The 16,896-nt window shown below is 56.0% G+C and carries 15 protein-coding genes; 10 read left to right on the plus strand and 5 right to left on the minus strand.

Going from position 1 to position 16,896, the window contains the following annotated elements:
- Positions 1–43: 43 nt before the first annotated feature.
- From betA to betI, 3 genes are all read right to left on the minus strand, one after another.
- On the minus strand, positions 44–1,696 hold the full coding sequence (betA, locus tag VQ830_RS01845) for a choline dehydrogenase (RefSeq protein WP_337266344.1): 1,653 nt from the start codon (positions 1,694–1,696) through the stop codon (positions 44–46).
- A gap of 75 nt (positions 1,697–1,771) precedes the next feature.
- Positions 1,772–3,235 carry a betaine-aldehyde dehydrogenase gene (gene betB, locus VQ830_RS01850; RefSeq protein WP_337266345.1) on the minus strand — a complete coding sequence of 488 codons (1,464 nt, stop codon included), beginning with the start codon at positions 3,233–3,235 and terminating at the stop codon, positions 1,772–1,774.
- Entirely contained in the window at positions 3,232–3,855 is a 624-nt protein-coding gene (gene betI / locus VQ830_RS01855) for a transcriptional regulator BetI (RefSeq protein ID WP_337266346.1), read from the minus strand. The genes betB and betI overlap by 4 nt, the downstream gene beginning before the upstream one ends.
- A gap of 239 nt (positions 3,856–4,094) precedes the next feature.
- On the opposite strand from betI, the gene VQ830_RS01860 reads away from it, so the two are divergent.
- From VQ830_RS01860 to VQ830_RS01880, 5 genes are all read left to right on the plus strand, one after another.
- Positions 4,095–4,316: a ribbon-helix-helix domain-containing protein gene (locus VQ830_RS01860; protein ID WP_337266347.1), complete on the plus strand. Its 222-nt coding sequence runs from the start codon at positions 4,095–4,097 to the stop codon at positions 4,314–4,316.
- Between the two features lie 147 nt (positions 4,317–4,463).
- Positions 4,464–6,257: a GGDEF domain-containing protein gene (locus tag VQ830_RS01865; protein ID WP_337266617.1), complete on the plus strand. Its 1,794-nt coding sequence runs from the start codon at positions 4,464–4,466 to the stop codon at positions 6,255–6,257.
- A gap of 74 nt (positions 6,258–6,331) precedes the next feature.
- The gene (locus tag VQ830_RS01870; protein ID WP_337266348.1) at positions 6,332–7,327 is read left to right on the plus strand and encodes an NAD(P)H-quinone oxidoreductase; all 996 of its coding nucleotides are present in this window, start codon (positions 6,332–6,334) and stop codon (positions 7,325–7,327) included.
- 108 nt (positions 7,328–7,435) lie between these two features.
- Positions 7,436–8,443 (plus strand): asparaginase, encoded by a 1,008-nt coding sequence (locus VQ830_RS01875; RefSeq protein ID WP_337266349.1) that lies wholly within the window; start codon positions 7,436–7,438, stop codon positions 8,441–8,443.
- 51 nt (positions 8,444–8,494) lie between these two features.
- Positions 8,495–9,112, plus strand: a complete 618-nt coding sequence (locus tag VQ830_RS01880; RefSeq protein WP_337266350.1) for a glutathione S-transferase family protein — start codon at positions 8,495–8,497, stop codon at positions 9,110–9,112.
- An 81-nt stretch (positions 9,113–9,193) separates the two neighbouring features.
- Here the strand turns inward: VQ830_RS01880 and VQ830_RS01885 are convergent, their stop codons facing one another.
- Positions 9,194–9,850 (minus strand): glutathione S-transferase family protein, encoded by a 657-nt coding sequence (locus tag VQ830_RS01885; RefSeq protein WP_337266351.1) that lies wholly within the window; start codon positions 9,848–9,850, stop codon positions 9,194–9,196.
- Positions 9,851–10,056: 206 nt separating this feature from the next.
- Here VQ830_RS01885 and VQ830_RS01890 point away from each other — a divergent pair, with 206 nt between their 5' ends.
- From VQ830_RS01890 to VQ830_RS01910, 5 genes are all read left to right on the plus strand, one after another.
- The gene (locus VQ830_RS01890; RefSeq protein ID WP_337266618.1) at positions 10,057–11,067 is read left to right on the plus strand and encodes a ligase-associated DNA damage response exonuclease; all 1,011 of its coding nucleotides are present in this window, start codon (positions 10,057–10,059) and stop codon (positions 11,065–11,067) included.
- A 57-nt stretch (positions 11,068–11,124) separates the two neighbouring features.
- Entirely contained in the window at positions 11,125–12,768 is a 1,644-nt protein-coding gene (locus VQ830_RS01895; protein WP_337266352.1) for a cisplatin damage response ATP-dependent DNA ligase, read from the plus strand.
- A gap of 90 nt (positions 12,769–12,858) precedes the next feature.
- Entirely contained in the window at positions 12,859–13,773 is a 915-nt protein-coding gene (locus tag VQ830_RS01900; RefSeq protein WP_337266353.1) for an alpha/beta hydrolase family protein, read from the plus strand.
- Between the two features lie 90 nt (positions 13,774–13,863).
- Positions 13,864–14,670 carry a L,D-transpeptidase gene (locus tag VQ830_RS01905; protein ID WP_337266354.1) on the plus strand — a complete coding sequence of 269 codons (807 nt, stop codon included), beginning with the start codon at positions 13,864–13,866 and terminating at the stop codon, positions 14,668–14,670.
- 166 nt (positions 14,671–14,836) lie between these two features.
- Positions 14,837–15,547 carry a L,D-transpeptidase gene (locus VQ830_RS01910; protein ID WP_337266355.1) on the plus strand — a complete coding sequence of 237 codons (711 nt, stop codon included), beginning with the start codon at positions 14,837–14,839 and terminating at the stop codon, positions 15,545–15,547.
- 94 nt (positions 15,548–15,641) lie between these two features.
- Here the strand turns inward: VQ830_RS01910 and VQ830_RS01915 are convergent, their stop codons facing one another.
- Complete coding sequence (locus tag VQ830_RS01915) at positions 15,642–16,889, minus strand: GNAT family N-acetyltransferase (protein ID WP_337266356.1); 1,248 nt, start codon at positions 16,887–16,889, stop codon at positions 15,642–15,644.
- Between the last annotated feature and the right edge of the window lie 7 nt (positions 16,890–16,896).

Genomic DNA, 16,896 nt, shown 5'->3' on the forward strand with positions numbered 1-16,896 from the left:
GCCTACTACGCGTGAAAAGACCCAGTGTCGAGTGGAACCGCCTTTATCGATCAGAAACGGCAGCCCGCGGGTTGTTCCAAGGTTCTTGATTGGAGCGCGGTAACGGATGTCTGCCCAAAATATGATCTGCAGCCTTTTCACCGGTCATGATTGATGGACCATTGAGGTTTCCATAGGTCACGTGCGGGAAGATGGAGCTATCTGCAACCCGCAGTCCGTCAATGCCGATGACCCTCGTTTGTGGATCGACGACAGCCATCGGATCATCGCGATCACCCATGCGGCACGTCCCGCATGGGTGATAGGCGCTTTCAAGATGTTCTTTGAGAAAATCATCGATTTCCTCGTCAGACTGAACATGGCTACCCGGTTGGATTTCCGGTCCGCGGAACTCATCGAAGGCCTTTTGGCTGAAAATTTCTCGCGTCAGACGCACGCAATGGCGAAATTTGATCCAGTCTTCCGGATGGCTCATATAATTGAAGCGCAATACCGGATCATCCTTTGGATCAGGAGATCGCAACGTCACGCTGCCACGCGATTTCGACAAATTGTAACCGACGTGAACCTGAAAACCATGCGACTTCGCTGCCGCGCGCCCGTCATAGGAGATGGCGACTGGCAGGAAGTGATATTGAATATCAGGCTGTTTTAATCCCGCTGAGGAACGCAGGAATGCGCAGGCTTCGAATTGGTTGGAGGCGCCGAGGCCGCCTTTTGAAAGGAGCCACTGGGCACCAGCCACACCTTGCCAGAACCATGGCAGCCACGAATAAAGAGAGACGGGCTTGGTAGAAACCTGCTGGAAATAAAATTCCATATGATCCTGCAGGTTGGCGCCGACCCCCGGTCGATCAAGTTTCACCTCGATACCCATCCTGCGAAGATGATCGGCTGGGCCGACACCTGATAGCATCAAAAGCTTCGGTGAGTTGAACGCCGAGGCGGCCACAATGACCTCGCGATTGGCGCGAACGATCTCGGTTTTTCCTCGCCGCTGAATTTCAACGCCGGTTGCGCGGCCGCTTTCGATGATAACCTTTAAGGCAAAGCCTTGAACGAGGGAAACATTCGGACGCTTTAAGGCGGGTCTCAGATAGGCATTGGCTGCCGACCACCGCCGTCCCTGGTAGATCGTTTGCTCCATCAGCCCGAAGCCTTCCTGTTTCGAGCCGTTATAGTCATCCGTCAGTTCGAAGCCGGCCTGCGATCCCGCTTGGATAAAGGCGTGAAACAAGGGATTTGTGAGCGGGCCGCGCTGGACATGAAGCGGCCCGTCCGTGCCGCGCCATCCTTCTTCGCCGCCATGGCTGTCTTCCATGCGCTTGAAGTAGGGAAGCACATCCGCATAGGCCCAACCAGCCGCCCCAAGCTCTTCCCACCTGTTGAAATCCTCCGAATGGCCGCGCACGTAGACGAGACCGTTGATCGAAGAGGACCCTCCGACCACTTTTCCGCGAGGTGCCGTAATCCGTCGATGATTCAAATTGGCTTCCGGTTCCGACAGATAGCCCCAGTTGTAGCGCTTCATGCTCATTGGCCAGGCTAAAGCTCCAGGCATCTGAATGAACGGACCGATGTCCGAGCCTCCAGCTTCAATGACGATGACGCTGTGCTTTCCGTCTTCTGAAAGGCGATAGGCCATAGCCGATCCTGCTGAGCCGGAACCGATGATCACGAAATCTGCCTGCTGCATCGCTAATGAACCTGTGCCTGAGAGTGTGTTGGTCACTTGGGAGGGCCTGGGCTGCGCCCTGCCGCTCCAAACGGTCTAATAGGGAGCTTCCACCTTGCCCGTTGCGACATAGACGGTTTTGAGCTCGGTATAATGATCGAGCGCCGCGAGGGAGTTTTCGCGTCCAAACCCCGATTGCTTTGAGCCGCCGAACGGGATTTCGACAGGGCAGAGATTATAAGTGTTGATCCAGAGCGTGCCGGCCTCCAACCGATCCGCCACCCGGTGTCCACGTGACAGGTCCGCCGTGAAGACGCCGCCAGCAAGCCCGAACTCGCTCGCATTGGCCCTTTCGATCACCTCATCTTCATGATCGAAATCCAACACGCACATCACTGGTCCGAAAATTTCTTCGCGAGCAATCGTCATGTCATCGGTGACGTCGGCAAACACTGTCGGCTGAACGTAGTAGCCTTCCCCGGATACGCTGTTCGGAATTCCCCCTCCGGTGACGACACGAGCACCTTCGGCCTTACCTTTTTCGATATAAGATAAAACCTTCTCGCGCTGGGCGTGTGAAACAAGCGGCCCCATCTGTGTCGCGGGATCAAGGGGATCGCCAAGCTGAATAGCGTCGGTTCTGGCCTTTAAACGATCCAGAAACGCGTCCTTGACTTGCCGCTGGACAAAAACGCGTGTGCCGTTGGAGCAAACTTGGCCAGAGGAATAGAAATTACCGAGCATCGCGCCGCCCACAGCAGAGTCGAGATCGGCGTCAGAGAAAACGATCAAAGGCGACTTGCCGCCGAGTTCCATGGTCACATGCTTGAGATGCCCGGCAGCCGCGGCAGCAACTTTGCGGCCCGTTGCGACGGAGCCTGTCAAAGATACTTTAGCGACATGCGGATGATCAACGAGAAGGGGGCCTGTGTGACGATCGCCCTGAACGACGTTGAAAAGGCCTTTGGGCAGGCCGGCTTCACTGAGGATCTCGGCGATCTTGAGCGCGCCAAGCGGTGTCGTCTCCGAAGGCTTGAAGATCATGGCGTTGCCCGCAGCAAGCGCCGGCGCGCTTTTCCAGCAGGCAATCTGCTGTGGGTAGTTCCATGCGCCGATACCGACGCAAACCCCAAGCGGCACTCTCTTTGTGTAGGCAAAGTCTGAACCAAGAGGAATATGGCTGCCATTTTGCCCAGCGGCGATAATCCCGCCGAAATATTCAAATGCATCGGCCCCGGAAGTGGGGTCTGCGACGATCGTCTCCTGGATAGGCTTGCCGGTATCGAGTGTTTCAAGCTCCGAAAGCTCTTGATTGCGTTCGCGCATGAGATCGGCGGCTTTCCGCAAGATGCGGCCGCGGGCTGTCGGACTGAGGTGAGCCCAGGCTTTCTGAGCCTCCCGTGCGCTCGCAACCGCACGCTCGACCACATCCGGCGTTGCCGCGTGTAGACGCGCGATGACCTCTTCGGTGGCTGGATAGATGCTTTCGATCAGCGTGCCGTTGGTATCTTCCACATAGGCGCCGTCGATGAAGTGGGAGGCAGGCGGTTGGGCTCTCATAACACGGTTCCTTTCAACGCTGGGGCCAGATCATCGGTTGATAAGCTTGCAAGTTGCGATGTGATGTAGTTCTCCGTCAGCTCAATTGAGCCTTGCGTGCCGATTGCTATCGAACGCAACCCCTGACGAAGATAAAGCCCATCGATCATTGCGGCGACGCCTTCAGCGATGCGCTCAGCATCTCGGGTCCCGCACAACTGCTTGAGATCCGCAAGCAAATTGGACCTCAGCCGGCGGGCATAGATGATGAGGAGCCGTCGAACATCTTCAGAGCGTTGCGCTTCTGCATAAAAGGCAAGCCACGCTGCAATCGTATCTGGTGCAAACTGATCGGCGCGAAAACAAACGCTTACAAGGGCGGACAGACGTTCGCGGTAAGACGTCGCGGATTTGACGGCGGTAACTGCATCTGTGCGCAGCTGCCGCAGAAGCGTTCGCATCGTTTCGATCAAAAGCTGATCTTTGCTGCCGAAATAGTGATGCGCAAGTGCAGGAGATACGCCGGCATGACGCGCGATCTCGGACATTGTCACCGTCAGCGAACCATGGTCGCCGATCGCGCGCAATGCGGCATCGACAAGCGCTTTCCGGCGCACCGGTTCCATTCCAAGCTTCGGCATTCAGGCTCTCCTTACCTCCACATTATTTTTAATTGACTGATCAATCAATAAAAAAGATCAGCTTTTGAGACACTCCGATTTCTGCGAGAGGCAAAGCCGTCTTTGACAAACCGCTTAGGAAGGCCTAAGTTTCTCGGCAGTGAAAGCGTACCGGATGGCTCTGGCCTGAAAAGACCGGTCAGCAGTCAATCCCAAACAGTGTCGCGTCGAAACAATGACACAGCCAAGGGAGCGATTTCATGCCGATGGTTACTGTCTCATTATCTCCGCAACAGGCTGAAGGTATTCGGCAGGCTGTCGATGAAGGCGGCTACGCATCCAGTAGCCAAGTCGTACGCGAGGCTCTTCAGATGTGGAGCGCAAACCGCAAGGGGCGGGTAGATAAGAAATTAGGGAAAGAAGGGCGACGCAGAGGGCACGCAATGGCCTCTGACTTCGTGACCGAAAACGCATCGCGGTGAAGCCTGGAGCTAGATGGCGGCCCGGCAAGCGCGGTTGATGATGCCGTCATGCAATATTCATACAACTTAAAGATTTCGTTCAGAGATTGCATGCGAAGTCCACAGTGACGGTAGATATGGAGACCGCACGTGGACTCGTCATTGGCTATGGCCGAATCCGACATCTTGCGCCGCTTTAGAAGCGATCAAATAAGCTCGCTGGCGAAGCTTGTCGTCGAAAATGCATTTCAGTTGATTGTCGAAGCCGCAAGCGGCGCAATTTTTGGGTACGAGGCGCTCATGCGCGGCCAGGAGCGGCTGGGCTTCGCGCGCCCCACCGATCTGCTCGATGCCGCGCATGACGCGGGGCAACTTGTGCATGTCGAGCAGATGCTGGGCAGTCGCGCCATCGCCCGCTTTGCCAGTGTTCACGAGATCGCTGGCGCTACCTTATTTTTGAATGTTGACCATCGCGCCATTTCTTCCGGCGAAGCTCTGCTCGATCTTTTGATAGAGCAGCTTCGTATTGCCGGGATCGCGCCATCTTGTGTCTGCTTCGAACTCTCGGAACGCTTCGACAATACAAGCATTCCCGAATTTCCCGCCTTCATTAACAAACTGCGACGTTCAGGCTTCAAGCTCGCTATCGATGACTTTGGCGTGGGCTGCGGAGAAATGAAGCTGCTCTGCGAATATCCGGTCGATTATCTCAAGGTTGACCGGCATTTTGTCTCGGGCCTCGACAAGACGCCCCGCAAGCGTCATCTCCTCAAAAACATTGTTCAGATTGCTCATGTCCTTGGCACACGAGTGGTCGCAGAAGGCGTCGAGACAGAGGAGGAGTTTCTCGCCTGTCGCGAACATGGTGTGGATCTCGTCCAGGGATGGTTCATCTCCCGCCCGACAGTCCATCTTCATGAACTGACTGGTGGTTTGCCGCATCTTCTCCAACTCGATGCAAAGCCACGGTCAACGACACAATCTCTCGATGAGATCCTCATCCGCCGGCAGATCGAAATTCTTCCGGCCGTTTATGAAAGCGATCCGATCGAGAGCATCTTCGAGCTCTTCCGGCGTAACCCGGGTCAGGCATTTTTTCCTGTTCTCAACGCCAATGGCGAGCCTCGCGGTATCATCCATGAGCGACATCTCAAAGAATACATCTATCAACCCTACGGTCGCGACCTTCTCAAAAACCGCACCTACCAGCGCGCTATTTCCTATTTCGTCGAAGCCGCACCTGTTGTCGGGCTCGATAGCAATGCCGAGGAGCTCATGTCGATCTTCGCAGACATGGAGGGAGCCAATTGCCTCTTGCTGACGGAGAATATGCGCTATGCGGGTGTAGTCTCGGCAAGCGCGCTCATTAAGGTCGTCAACGAAAAGAAGTTGAAGACTGCAGAAGATCAAAATCCTCTTACGGGCCTGCCGGGCAATCGCCGTATCCGCGAAGTGATGCATCAACTGGGCGTGGACGGGGAGGCGACCCGTCATTTCTGCTACTGCGACTTCGATAACTTCAAGCCCTTTAACGACGCCTATGGCTTCCATGTTGGCGATCATGCGATCTCCCTGTTCGCTGCTTTGATGCGCAGATATTTTTTTGCAGATGCGCAGTTTCTCGGACATGTCGGAGGAGACGACTTCTTTATTGCTGTCGTTGGATGGCAGGAGGAGGAGTTAAGAGAAGTTCTCCATCGCCTCATCAGCGACTTTTGCGACGACGTCCATCAATTGTACCGCGACGAGCATCGAACAGCTGGCTACATTCTTGGATATAACCGTTCCGGGAACGAAGCCCGTTTTCCTCTGATGCGCTGCTCGATCGGCGTCCTTGAGCTTTGCTCGGGGCTGGTTGTGGACGACGCCTCGCGGGTGGGTGGCGCTATTGCCGAAATCAAAGCGACGGCAAAGGCGAGCGACGATGGTCTTGCGTTCCGCCGCCTGCACGAGGCGAATTGACGCGATTGCGCATTACGCCTTCTCAAGATGCCGCTTCTTGCCTATCTCCTTGTCGAAGATGAGGAGGAACTTGCATGAACCTGCCAGCAGAAATGTCATTCGTAGATCTATCGGGTTTCGGCGGCCCAGAGGTCATGACGTTCGCCAGGGGCCTACTGCCGGTTCCCCGTCGCGGCGAAGTTCTTGTGCGAGCCCGAGCAGTGGGTATCAATCGGCCTGACGTGGCACAAAGGCAGGGAAAGTATCCGCCGCCCAAGGATGCCAGCAGCGTGTTGGGCCTTGAGCTTGCAGGTGAGATCGTAGGGCTTGGCGATGGCGTCACCGATTTCTCCATCGGCGACAGCGTTTGCGGGCTGGCGAATGGCGGAGCCTATGCCGAGTACTGTCTCCTGCCTGAAGGTCAGGTGCTGCCTATGCCAAGGGATTACGACTTCGTCAGATCCGCCGCGTTGCCCGAAACATTTTTTACCGTCTGGGCGAACCTATTCATGATGGCGGGTCTGACGGAAGGTGAAAAGGTCCTCATCCATGGAGGCACGAGCGGCATCGGCACAACGGCCATCCAACTCGCACGCGCTTTCGGAGCAGAGGTTTTTGCAACGGCCGGTTCAGCCGAAAAATGCGCTGCTTGCGTTAACCTCGGTGCAAAGCGCGCCATCAATTACAAGCAGGAAGACTTCGTCGATGTGATCAGAGCCGAAACCGACTCCGGCGTCGACGTTGTTCTTGACATGATTGGTGCCGGCTATTTCCAGAAAAATTTGGCTTGCCTGGCCAAAGATGGTTGTCTTTCCATCATTGCTTTTCTTCAAGGTTCAATCGCTGAGAAGGTCGACCTGTCGCCGATCATGGTCAAGCGATTGACCGTAACAGGCTCTACCATGCGGCCCCGTACCGCGGAGGAAAAAAGAGCGATTCGCGACGATCTTATCTCCCATGTCTGGCCGCTTATCGAAGCCGGTAAGGTCGCCCCGGTCATTCACAAGGTTCTACCGTTCGCCGACGTTGCAGAAGCGCATCGACTAATGGAAGAAGGAAGCCATATCGGCAAGATCATATTGACGATCTGACCCTGGCCAAAGAACCATCCCTTTTCGTTCGGCGTTCGAGAGGTTAAACCTTGGCGAATCCAGCAGTCGTCAGTCGTTCGAATCGAAAATCACCGGGCGGAGCCAATTGTGAGTAATCCTATTCTTGTTGAGGTGACGCGTGGTGGCCTCGTTGAAAGCCGGCATCGCGGTGCGATCGTCGCGATCGATGGCGACGGTAACACCGTCTTTGAGATGGGAGATGTCGAGGCCGCCGTCTTTCCGCGTTCCGCCTGCAAAGCGATGCAGGCACTTCCGCTCATAGAGAGCGGTGCCGCGGATTCCTATGGTTTTGGCAATAAAGAATTGGCTTTGGCTTGCTCTTCGCACAATGGCGAAGAGGCGCATGTCGCATTGGCCGAGCATATGTTGGCGCGCGCCGGCAAAACAGTCGAGGCGCTTGAATGCGGCGCGCACTGGTCTTCGCAGCAGCCCGTCCTCATCTCGCAGTCCCGGAGTTTTGAGCGGCCGACGGCTCTGCATAACAATTGCTCTGGCAAACACGCAGGTTTCGTTTGCGCATGCTGTCACCAAGACATCGATCCGGCAGGATACGTAAATTACGATCACCCTCTGCAGCAGACGATACGCGACGTCATGGAGGACCTGACAGGTGCGTCACTCGGGCAAGATAATTGCGGCACGGACGGATGTTCTATTCCCAGCTACGCCATTCCCCTCAAAAGTCTTGCGCTCGGTTTTGCGCGTATGGGAACGGGCACAGGCCTGGCGCCCATCCGCGCTGTCGCCTCCAAAAGACTGTTCGACGCCTGCATGGCGGAGCCATTTTACGTTGCTGGAACGGGCCGCGCCTGCACGAGGCTGATGCAGATCGATCCTGGCAAAATCTTCTGCAAGACCGGTGCGGAAGGCGTGTTCGTCGCCTTTTTGCCGCATATGGGTATCGCAATGGCGGTGAAATCCGACGACGGTGCAGGGCGTGCTGCCGAAGCAATCATAGCAGCTAGCTTAGCCCGCTTCTTTGAAAAACACGACCGTATCTATGACGCGCTGATGGCGGAAGCCGATCGGCCGCTGCGCAATTGGAACGGCATTCATGTCGGTGATGTCAAAGTGACGGATGCTCTTCGGCAATGAGCCGCCCGCAACATGGAATTTTGACCGCTTCATAGAGGAAAGAACGAACCGATGTTGACGTTGTTTTTTGCCCCAGGATCGTGCGCGCTTGCCAGTCTTATTGCCCTTGAGGAAGCGGGGGTCGCATTTGAAGCGCGAAAGATGAACATGGCGGCGGGCGAGCAACGTTCACCAGAATACCTTGCCATCAATCCGAAAGGCCGCGTCCCGGCTCTATCCACAGACCGCGGTATCCTGACAGAAACGCTCGCAATTCTGGCCTACATCGCTCAGATTGCACCAGCGGCACAACTTGCTCCGACCGATCCCTACGACTTTGCCTGTATGCAAGCCTTCAACTCCTATATCGCGACGACCGTTCATGTGAACCATGCCCATGGACGCCGTGCGTCTCGCTGGGCCGATGACGCCGCCGCGCACGAAAGCATGAAAGCCAAAGTCCCACAGACAATGAGCGAATGCTTCGAGCTGATGGAGGAAACCATGCTGAAAGGTCCATGGGTCTTGGGCGAACAATATACCGTTGCCGACCCTTACCTCTTTACCATGACGGGTTGGCTAAGAGGCGATGGTGTCGATCCCATGCGGTTCCAGAAGGCAACGGCACATTACGCCCGGATGATGGATCGCCCTGCCGTTCAACGGGCGCTTGAGCGGGAGCAGGCCTGACTATCTCTTGCGGCCAGCGCGTCTTATTTCGTCACCGTTAGAGCTTTCCCGGCGAGCGCGTTTCACCGGAGGCGCTGCAGATCAAGCTGGCTCTAAGCCGCGCTTTGCCTGCATGGCCTTGTAGGCTGGTCTTGATTGGCATCGCTTGATCCAGGCTTCAACGTTTGGGTTTGCGTCAAAAAGCCTGCGTTCGGTCTGCGCGTAACGCAAGACCTCCGCAAGATTGAGGTCGGCTGCTGTAAATTGCCCACCGACCAGCCATTCTCGCGTTGCAAGGTGGCGGTCAAGGACAGTGAGAGGCGCGCGCAATTTTTCAACCGAAGAGGAGATGACATTGCGACCCTCCTCTTGTGCATCCAATCCATTGTCGTAGGTCAGCACGATCCTGACGCTGTGTGGCTCTATCTCCGTGGCGGCCCAAAGGCTCCACATGGTCACTTGCCCATCCTCCTCCGCACTGCGGGATGCTCCGGCACCATACTTGCGCTCCAAGTAAAGTGTGATGGCGAGTGATTCATGCATGATGAGATCGCCATCCTTGATGCACGGGATGAGCCCCATCGGGTTAATGTCGAGAAATTCGGGAGATCGGGTATTGAATGGCGCATCAGCGGCGAGCGGGTTTTCGATCCGGCGAGCCTGGATGACAGGCACCGATTGAATCGGAATTCCCAGCTCTTCCACCATCCAATAAACGCGAGAGGCGCGTGAGCGGTAAACCCCGTAAACGGTCAGCATCCAAAGAACTCCTCATGTTGATTTCTCATCCTAGGTCGCCTCGCTTTCTTAAAGAAGAAGGCATGGGTCATGTATCCATCAAAGCATTTGATCGATGACCAACCAAAGATCGGGCACGGCTTCGCCAATTGCCGATCAAACACCTTGTCGAGGCAAGCAAGCAGCACTGGTCGCGTTGGGCTACAGCGCTATCTTTCCAACAGATGATGAAACCAGATCTTTTGTTGAGGCCCGCGCCAGGCGGGCTTTATTGTCCGATCGGTGATTTTTATATCGATCCCGTGCGTCCGGTGGAGCGCGCACTTGTCACGCATGGACATTCCGACCATGCCCGTTCAGGCCATCGCAGCGTTTTGGCAACGCGCCAGACGCTGGATATCATGGCAATTCGCTATGGCGAGGACTTCTGCGGAAGCGCACAGGCAGTCGCTTTCGGTGAAAAGACCGTTGTTGGCGGCGTCACCGTATCCTTTCATCCCGCGGGTCATGTTCTCGGTTCGGCACAGATTGCGGTAGAGAAAGATGGACTGCGCATCGTCGTCTCGGGTGATTATAAACGCCGTCCTGACCCGACTTGCGCCGCCTACGAGCCCGTGCCTTGCGATGTGTTCGTGACTGAAGCAACGTTTGGTTTGCCGGTCTTCCACCATCCCGACCCCGTCGATGAAATGAAAAAGCTCTACGGATCTCTTCGGCAGTTTCCGGAACGGACCCATATGATTGGCGCTTATGCCCTTGGCAAGGCGCAGCGCGTGATCCGTCTTTTGCGCGATACCGGATTTGACGAGCCTGTTTATATTCATGGCGCGATGGAAAAACTGTGCTCCTACTATGTCCAGCAGGGCATCGATCTTGGAGATCTGCAGCCCGCCACCATCGTGGGGCGTGATAAGTCGCAGTTCCGCGGCGCTGTTGTCGTCGGACCCTCATCGGCCTTCGCCGAACGTTGGGCCAGACGTTTCGTCGAACCCTTACCAGCCTTCGCCTCCGGTTGGATGATGGTGCGTCAGCGTGCACGCCAGGCTGGTGTCGAACTGCCGTTGGTGATCTCCGATCATTGCGACTGGCCGGAACTGATAGCGACCATTACCGAGCTGCAGCCTCAGGAGGTTTGGGTGACGCACGGTCGTGAGGAAGCCTTGGTACGTTGGTGCGAACTTGCGGGGATCCGCGCCAAACCGCTTCATCTGGTCGGTTATGAAGATGAAGGCGATTGAAATGGATCACCTTAGCGTCTCCGTTGTCCAAGCCTGTCATACTTGCCGAGGTGCGCCATGAAGGCCTTCGCCGATCTTTTGGACCGCCTCGTTCTGACGCCTTCGCGAAACGGCAAATTGAAACTGCTGAGCGACTATTTCCGAGACACGCCCGATCCCAATCGAGGATACGGTCTGGCGGCAATTGCGAGAACATTGGACGTTCCAAACGTTAAGCCGGCAATGCTGCGCGATCTTGTGCTGGAGCGCATGGACGACGTCCTGTTCCGCTATTCCTACGACTATGTCGGCGATCTCGCTGAAACCATCTCTCTGGTGTGGGATAACGAACAGGACATCGAGCGCGACGAGACTGCACAGCCGGGTCTTTCGGAAGTCATAGACCGCATGAACACGCTGGGGAGAACAGAGGTGCGCGGCTTCGTTCGCGACCTCTTGAACCGCTTAAATCCCTCCGAGCGCTTTGCCTTCATTAAGCTGGCGACGGGTTCTCTACGCATCGGCGTCTCAGCCCGGCTGGCCAAGCAGGCGCTGGCGGATTTCGGCAACAAGGATGTTGTCGAGATCGAAACGCTCTGGCATGGGCTTGAGCCACCCTATCAAGCTTTGTTTGCCTGGCTTGAAGATCGCGCGGAAAAGCCAGTTCTGGCGAGCCCCGCTATCTTTCACTCCGTGATGTTGGCGCATCCCGCAGATATTGCCGAGCTTTCACCCTTAAATCCCGGCGATTACGCCGCTGAATGGAAATGGGACGGGATTCGTGTTCAGCTTTCGAGCGCAGGCGCGACCCGCCGTCTATATTCGAGATCTGGCGACGATATTTCCGGTGCGTTTCCGGATATTATCGATACGATGGACTTCGAAGGGGTTCTGGACGGCGAGCTTCTGATCGGCGGCACGATGCGGTCGAACAATCCAACGAGAACCTTCTCCGACCTCCAGCAGCGCCTCAATCGAAAATCGGTCACGAACAAAATGCTGGACGACTACCCGGCCTTCGTTCGAGCTTATGACATCCTCTTCGATGGGGAGGATGATATCCGCGGCAGGACTTATCTCGAACGACGCGCGCGCCTCGGTGAAATTATCGAAAAGGCACCGCATGACAGGTTCGATCTGTCGCCGCGCGTCGATTTCAGCTCTTGGGAGGAACTGGACGAACTTCGCAAGACGCCGCCCGATCCCGTTATCGAGGGCGTTATGATCAAGAGGCTTGACAGTGTGTATCAGGCCGGGCGGGTCAAAGGTCCCTGGTTCAAGTGGAAGCGCGATCCGTTTTCGATCGACGCAGTTCTGATGTATGCGCAGCGCGGACACGGCAAACGATCCAGCTATTATTCCGACTTCACGTTCGGTGTATGGGCGCAGAGCCCGGATGGCGAACAACTTGTGCCTGTCGGCAAAGCCTATTTCGGCTTTACCGACGAAGAGCTTGATCTGCTGGACCGGTTTGTGCGTAACAACACAGTCGAACGGTTTGGTCCGGTGAGGGCGGTTCGCGCCAACAAGGATTTCGGCTTTGTTCTCGAGATTGCGTTCGAAGGAATCAATCGCTCGACGCGCCATAAATCCGGCGTCGCCATGCGCTTTCCGCGGATAGCGAGACTGAGGCCGGACAAGCCTGCTGGCGAGGCAGACCGGTTGGAGACCCTGATCGCGATGGTGGATGCTGCAAATGAAACAAGCAAAGTCGACAGCTGATTGTTCAATGTATCTGATCGAGCAAATTTGTGTTGGATGAGATCGGCAAGACGTGCACATTGCAACCCGCAGAGCATGTGGACAAACAGAATGAAAAAATACCGAGGCGAAGGCTTTCCCCTAAATCGTCGTTCATTTTTAATCGGCTCCGCAGCGGCTGCTTTGGCGCCGGCTGCCGCACGAGCATTTGAAGTGCCGGAAACGCCGCGTCTCCTTCATCGGGACTATGCCAGGGTCCGAAAGGGCTTTCGCACAAGACTGCTTCAAAAGGGGCCCGCACCTGACAAATATGAATCGCTTGATCCGCCCGAAGGCGCGCAGAGGCTGTTTTATCGCTCGGGCTATGGCGGCGAGCTGGAGTTGACCGCTTGGGTCTCGAAATACAAGCGCGGTCCAAAACGCATGCCGGCGGTCTTGTTCCTGCACGGCGGAAACGCCCTTGGCCATGGACATTGGCGCGATATGAAAACCTATGTCGAGGCTGGCTTCATCGTCATGATGCCCTCCATGCGCGGGGAAAATGGGCAAAAAGGAAATTTCTCAGGCTTCTATGACGAGGTCGATGACGTTCTGTCCGCAGCCGAGCGTTTAAGGCACCTACCTGGCGTCGATCGTGATCGCTTATTTCTTGCTGGCCACAGTGTCGGAGGAACACTCGCCATGCTCGGCGCAATGTGCTCGCAAAACTTTAAAGCCTGCGCGCCGATGTCTGGAAATCCAGACGCTTTTCGCTTTTTCCAGCGCTATCCGGAAGACATCCGTTTCGATGATGACAATCCTCATGAATTCGAGGTGCGCAGCGCGCTGTGCTATGCTCAGAGCTTCAAATGCCCTGTCCGTATAACGCACGGCAGTGAGGAAGTTCATTTCCAGGATCGATCCGACCTGTTGGTAACGCGTGCAAAGGCAGGGGGTGTTAAAATTGAATCTGCCATCGTTAAAGGCGGTCATACGTCGGCCCTACCGGAGGAAATTGCCCAAAGCATCCGCTTTTTCAAAGCGTAGCGTCCTAAACGTCTGCGGCTCCAGCCTCGCGAAAGCCGCAGATGGCATGCCTCGGCAATATGGGTAACCATTGTCGAACAGGACGGTGCGATGGGATATTATAGAAGGATGTCGGCCTTGGTCGGCTTGGCCGCAATCGCTTGTGGCGCGAGCAGCTGTAACGTCCTCATACCGGACACCGGGGCAACTGATCCGGCTCGTTTTGTGCAAGAGACGTCACCCGTGTTCTATCAGCCGCCAGGCGTCGACCCTGCGCGGGTGCGTGCAATCCCCGATCAGCCCGTTCCGCAAACGCGAGAACTCTATAAGACCCAGTTCCATCAAACCTACGGCTTGCCTGTCTCAAATCCCGTGCATGCTGCTCTGTATGGAGAACTGCGCGATCGAGATTTCACTTTGCCAGCCATTCCCGTCAGCCGGGTCGATCCGCAATATCTGCGAGGCGAAGTCGAGTATCAGACGGCGGAGAAACCAGGCACCATCGTCGTCGATACGCGGACCAAGCATCTCTACCTCGTTGAGGGCGGCGGAAAGGCCATGCGCTATGGCGTGGGCTTGGGACGAGACGGCTATGCGTGGTCCGGGCGAGGGACCATTCGCTGGAAACAGAAATGGCCGCGTTGGACGCCGCCGTCGGAAATGGTGTCTCGCGATCCGGACGTCCGATCTTTCTCGGCTGAAAATGGCGGGATGAATCCCGGTCTTGGAAACCCGCTCGGGGCACGTGCTCTTTATATTTTCAAGGACGGCCGCGATACGCTGTACCGAATCCACGGCACGCCTGACTGGCAATCCATCGGGAAGGCGACTTCATCGGGATGTGTACGGATGTTCAATCAGGACGTAATCGATCTTTTCGACCGGGTTCCGGCCGGTGCGCCGATCGTTGTGATGTAGCAGCGCAACAGCAAGCACTATATCGTGCTGGCGAATGGCTACACGAATGCTTGATGCCATGGCTTATTTGCCGGAAGACGATAGATATTTGTCCGGACGTTTATCGCGTTGAATCAGTCTACGAATCGGCCCCCGCTTCGTATCCAAAGGAACCAGACCTCGCGTCATGAACTTTAAAGAACCCTTTTCCCGTCGCAGCTTCCTGTCAGTCTCGGCGCTCACCGCAGCTTCGGCGCTAACGGGTTGTGCATCGACTTCTTCATCGGTCGGTGGCCCTTCCGTTGGCTTCCGTAGCCCATTCAGCACGATTTCCGGCCCAAGCGATGCTGAACTAGCCGTTATGTACGGTCCGGTTGAGGACGGCGGATTTCTGATCCCCGCTGTTCCCTATCAGCAGATTCCGCCGCGTTACTATCGTCAACGCGTCGTTGATCCGACTGGCCAACCAGCCGGCAGCATTGTCGTCGATACGCCGTCTCGCTTCCTTTACCTCATCGAACCCGGCGGTACCGCAATGCGGTACGGTATCGGCGTTGGCCGTGAAGGTTTCGCTTGGCAGGGAAGTGGCGTCATTCAGTGGCGTCAAAAGTGGCCTCGTTGGAAGCCACCGAATGAAATGGTTGCTCGCCAGCCGGAGCTTGCCAAATACTCGATCGAGAATGGCGGCATGGAGCCTGGATTGAAAAATCCGCTCGGCGCGCGCGCGCTCTATATCTTCTCGAACGGCCAGGACACGCTTTATCGTCTACACGGCAACCCCGAGTGGCGCTCGATCGGTAAGGCTGTATCGTCCGGCTGCGTGCGGATGCTCAATCAGGATATCATCGATCTCTATGATCGTGTGCCAAACAAGGCTCCGATCCTGGTTCTTCAATAAATAGAATGCGGCTCGCTGCGTGGATGGGAACTGCGCAGCGGGTCATATGGCGTCATGCGGCGGTCAAACGCATGGCGCCATCTTGTATTTGATCTTAGTCGTCTTCTGTCTGGTTTACGCGATGGTGGGACGACTCCCGCCCTTTCACGAAGCGGCGCGCTTTTTTCAGCATCGTCCATAACTTTTTGTTATTACGCACCTTACGCTCGAGCACGCAACGCAGGCGCATGGCCGTCGTATAAGCGCGACCGGCGGTGCTGACGGCCAGCAGGCTGTCAACCAGCGGAAATTCCGCGTCGGCCCAGCTGTCTTTATAGCGTTCGCGGCCAACGCCGAAATCGAGACGCTGGAATCCTCTTTTGCAGAATTCTTCGATCGAGCGAAACAACAGTGTTTCGCCCGGGCTGGCACGCGACAGTTCGTCCTCGGTGTAGGACTGCATCATCAACGAAAGACGATTTTGATGAATTGCGTAGGCTCGCACCGCCCGAATGACGCCTGCCGATTGCAAAGCGGCAAGTTCCAGAATTGGGTTAGCGCCAGACCCTTCGGCCAGCGTAAAGAAAAAGCGGCGAGTTGCCTGGTCGGCGAACACGTCCTTCATGCCTTTTTCGGAAAATTGCTGTGCCTTCTGTTTGAAAAGGATCGACAGCAGTTGGCGACGTGACTCCGGCGTATTGCCCCACAGGATCTCGTAGCCGCCAAACGAGGCGAAGATCCGTTCTTTCGCACGAAGCTTTTTACGCTTGGATGAGCCGCGGTGCCTCTTCAAGAGAGCATCGAAACCCCCTTCCAGGAAAACGTCTTGAGCAATCGTCGCGGAGGTCATGCTGGAAAGCGCTGAGGCCAGGGGATTGATGACGCCGTTCCAAGTCAGCGGCTGCCGACGCAGATCATACGCATCGATTTTCAACCGATAGGCCAACTGTTTCAACATTGCCTGCATGACATCGGTTGTTAGTACGTCAAGGCAATCAGGGTCAAAAAGAGGAAGATTGTGATTCGAGTGCGTGCCACCAACGAATTCGGCAATCCTCAGGCCATGCCTGATCCTGATCGCAAAGGGCAGCAGGCAAATAAACCGGCCTTCACGCTTCAATCCCGCGAAAGCTGGTTGACATAGACCCTCGGCCACCACCGCTTCGGTCCAGGCAGACACGAATTCTCGCGTCTGGTAAACGCTGCAACAGCCGCTTTTTTCCAGCTTTTCCCAATCTCCTTTGACGGCGATGGGATGGGAAATCAATTCGAGGGTTGTGGAGACGTGCTCTCCAGCCTGCGAATGCAGGTCGCGCGTGCTAACCGCAACGTCGAGAGATCGGGAACTGAGCTGCTGCTTCATGCAAAAA

Origin of the sequence: Oryzifoliimicrobium ureilyticum (assembly GCF_037199735.1) — a bacterium.
In the GTDB taxonomy this organism is placed as follows: Bacteria; Pseudomonadota; Alphaproteobacteria; order Rhizobiales; family Rhizobiaceae; genus Rhizobium; species Rhizobium ureilyticus.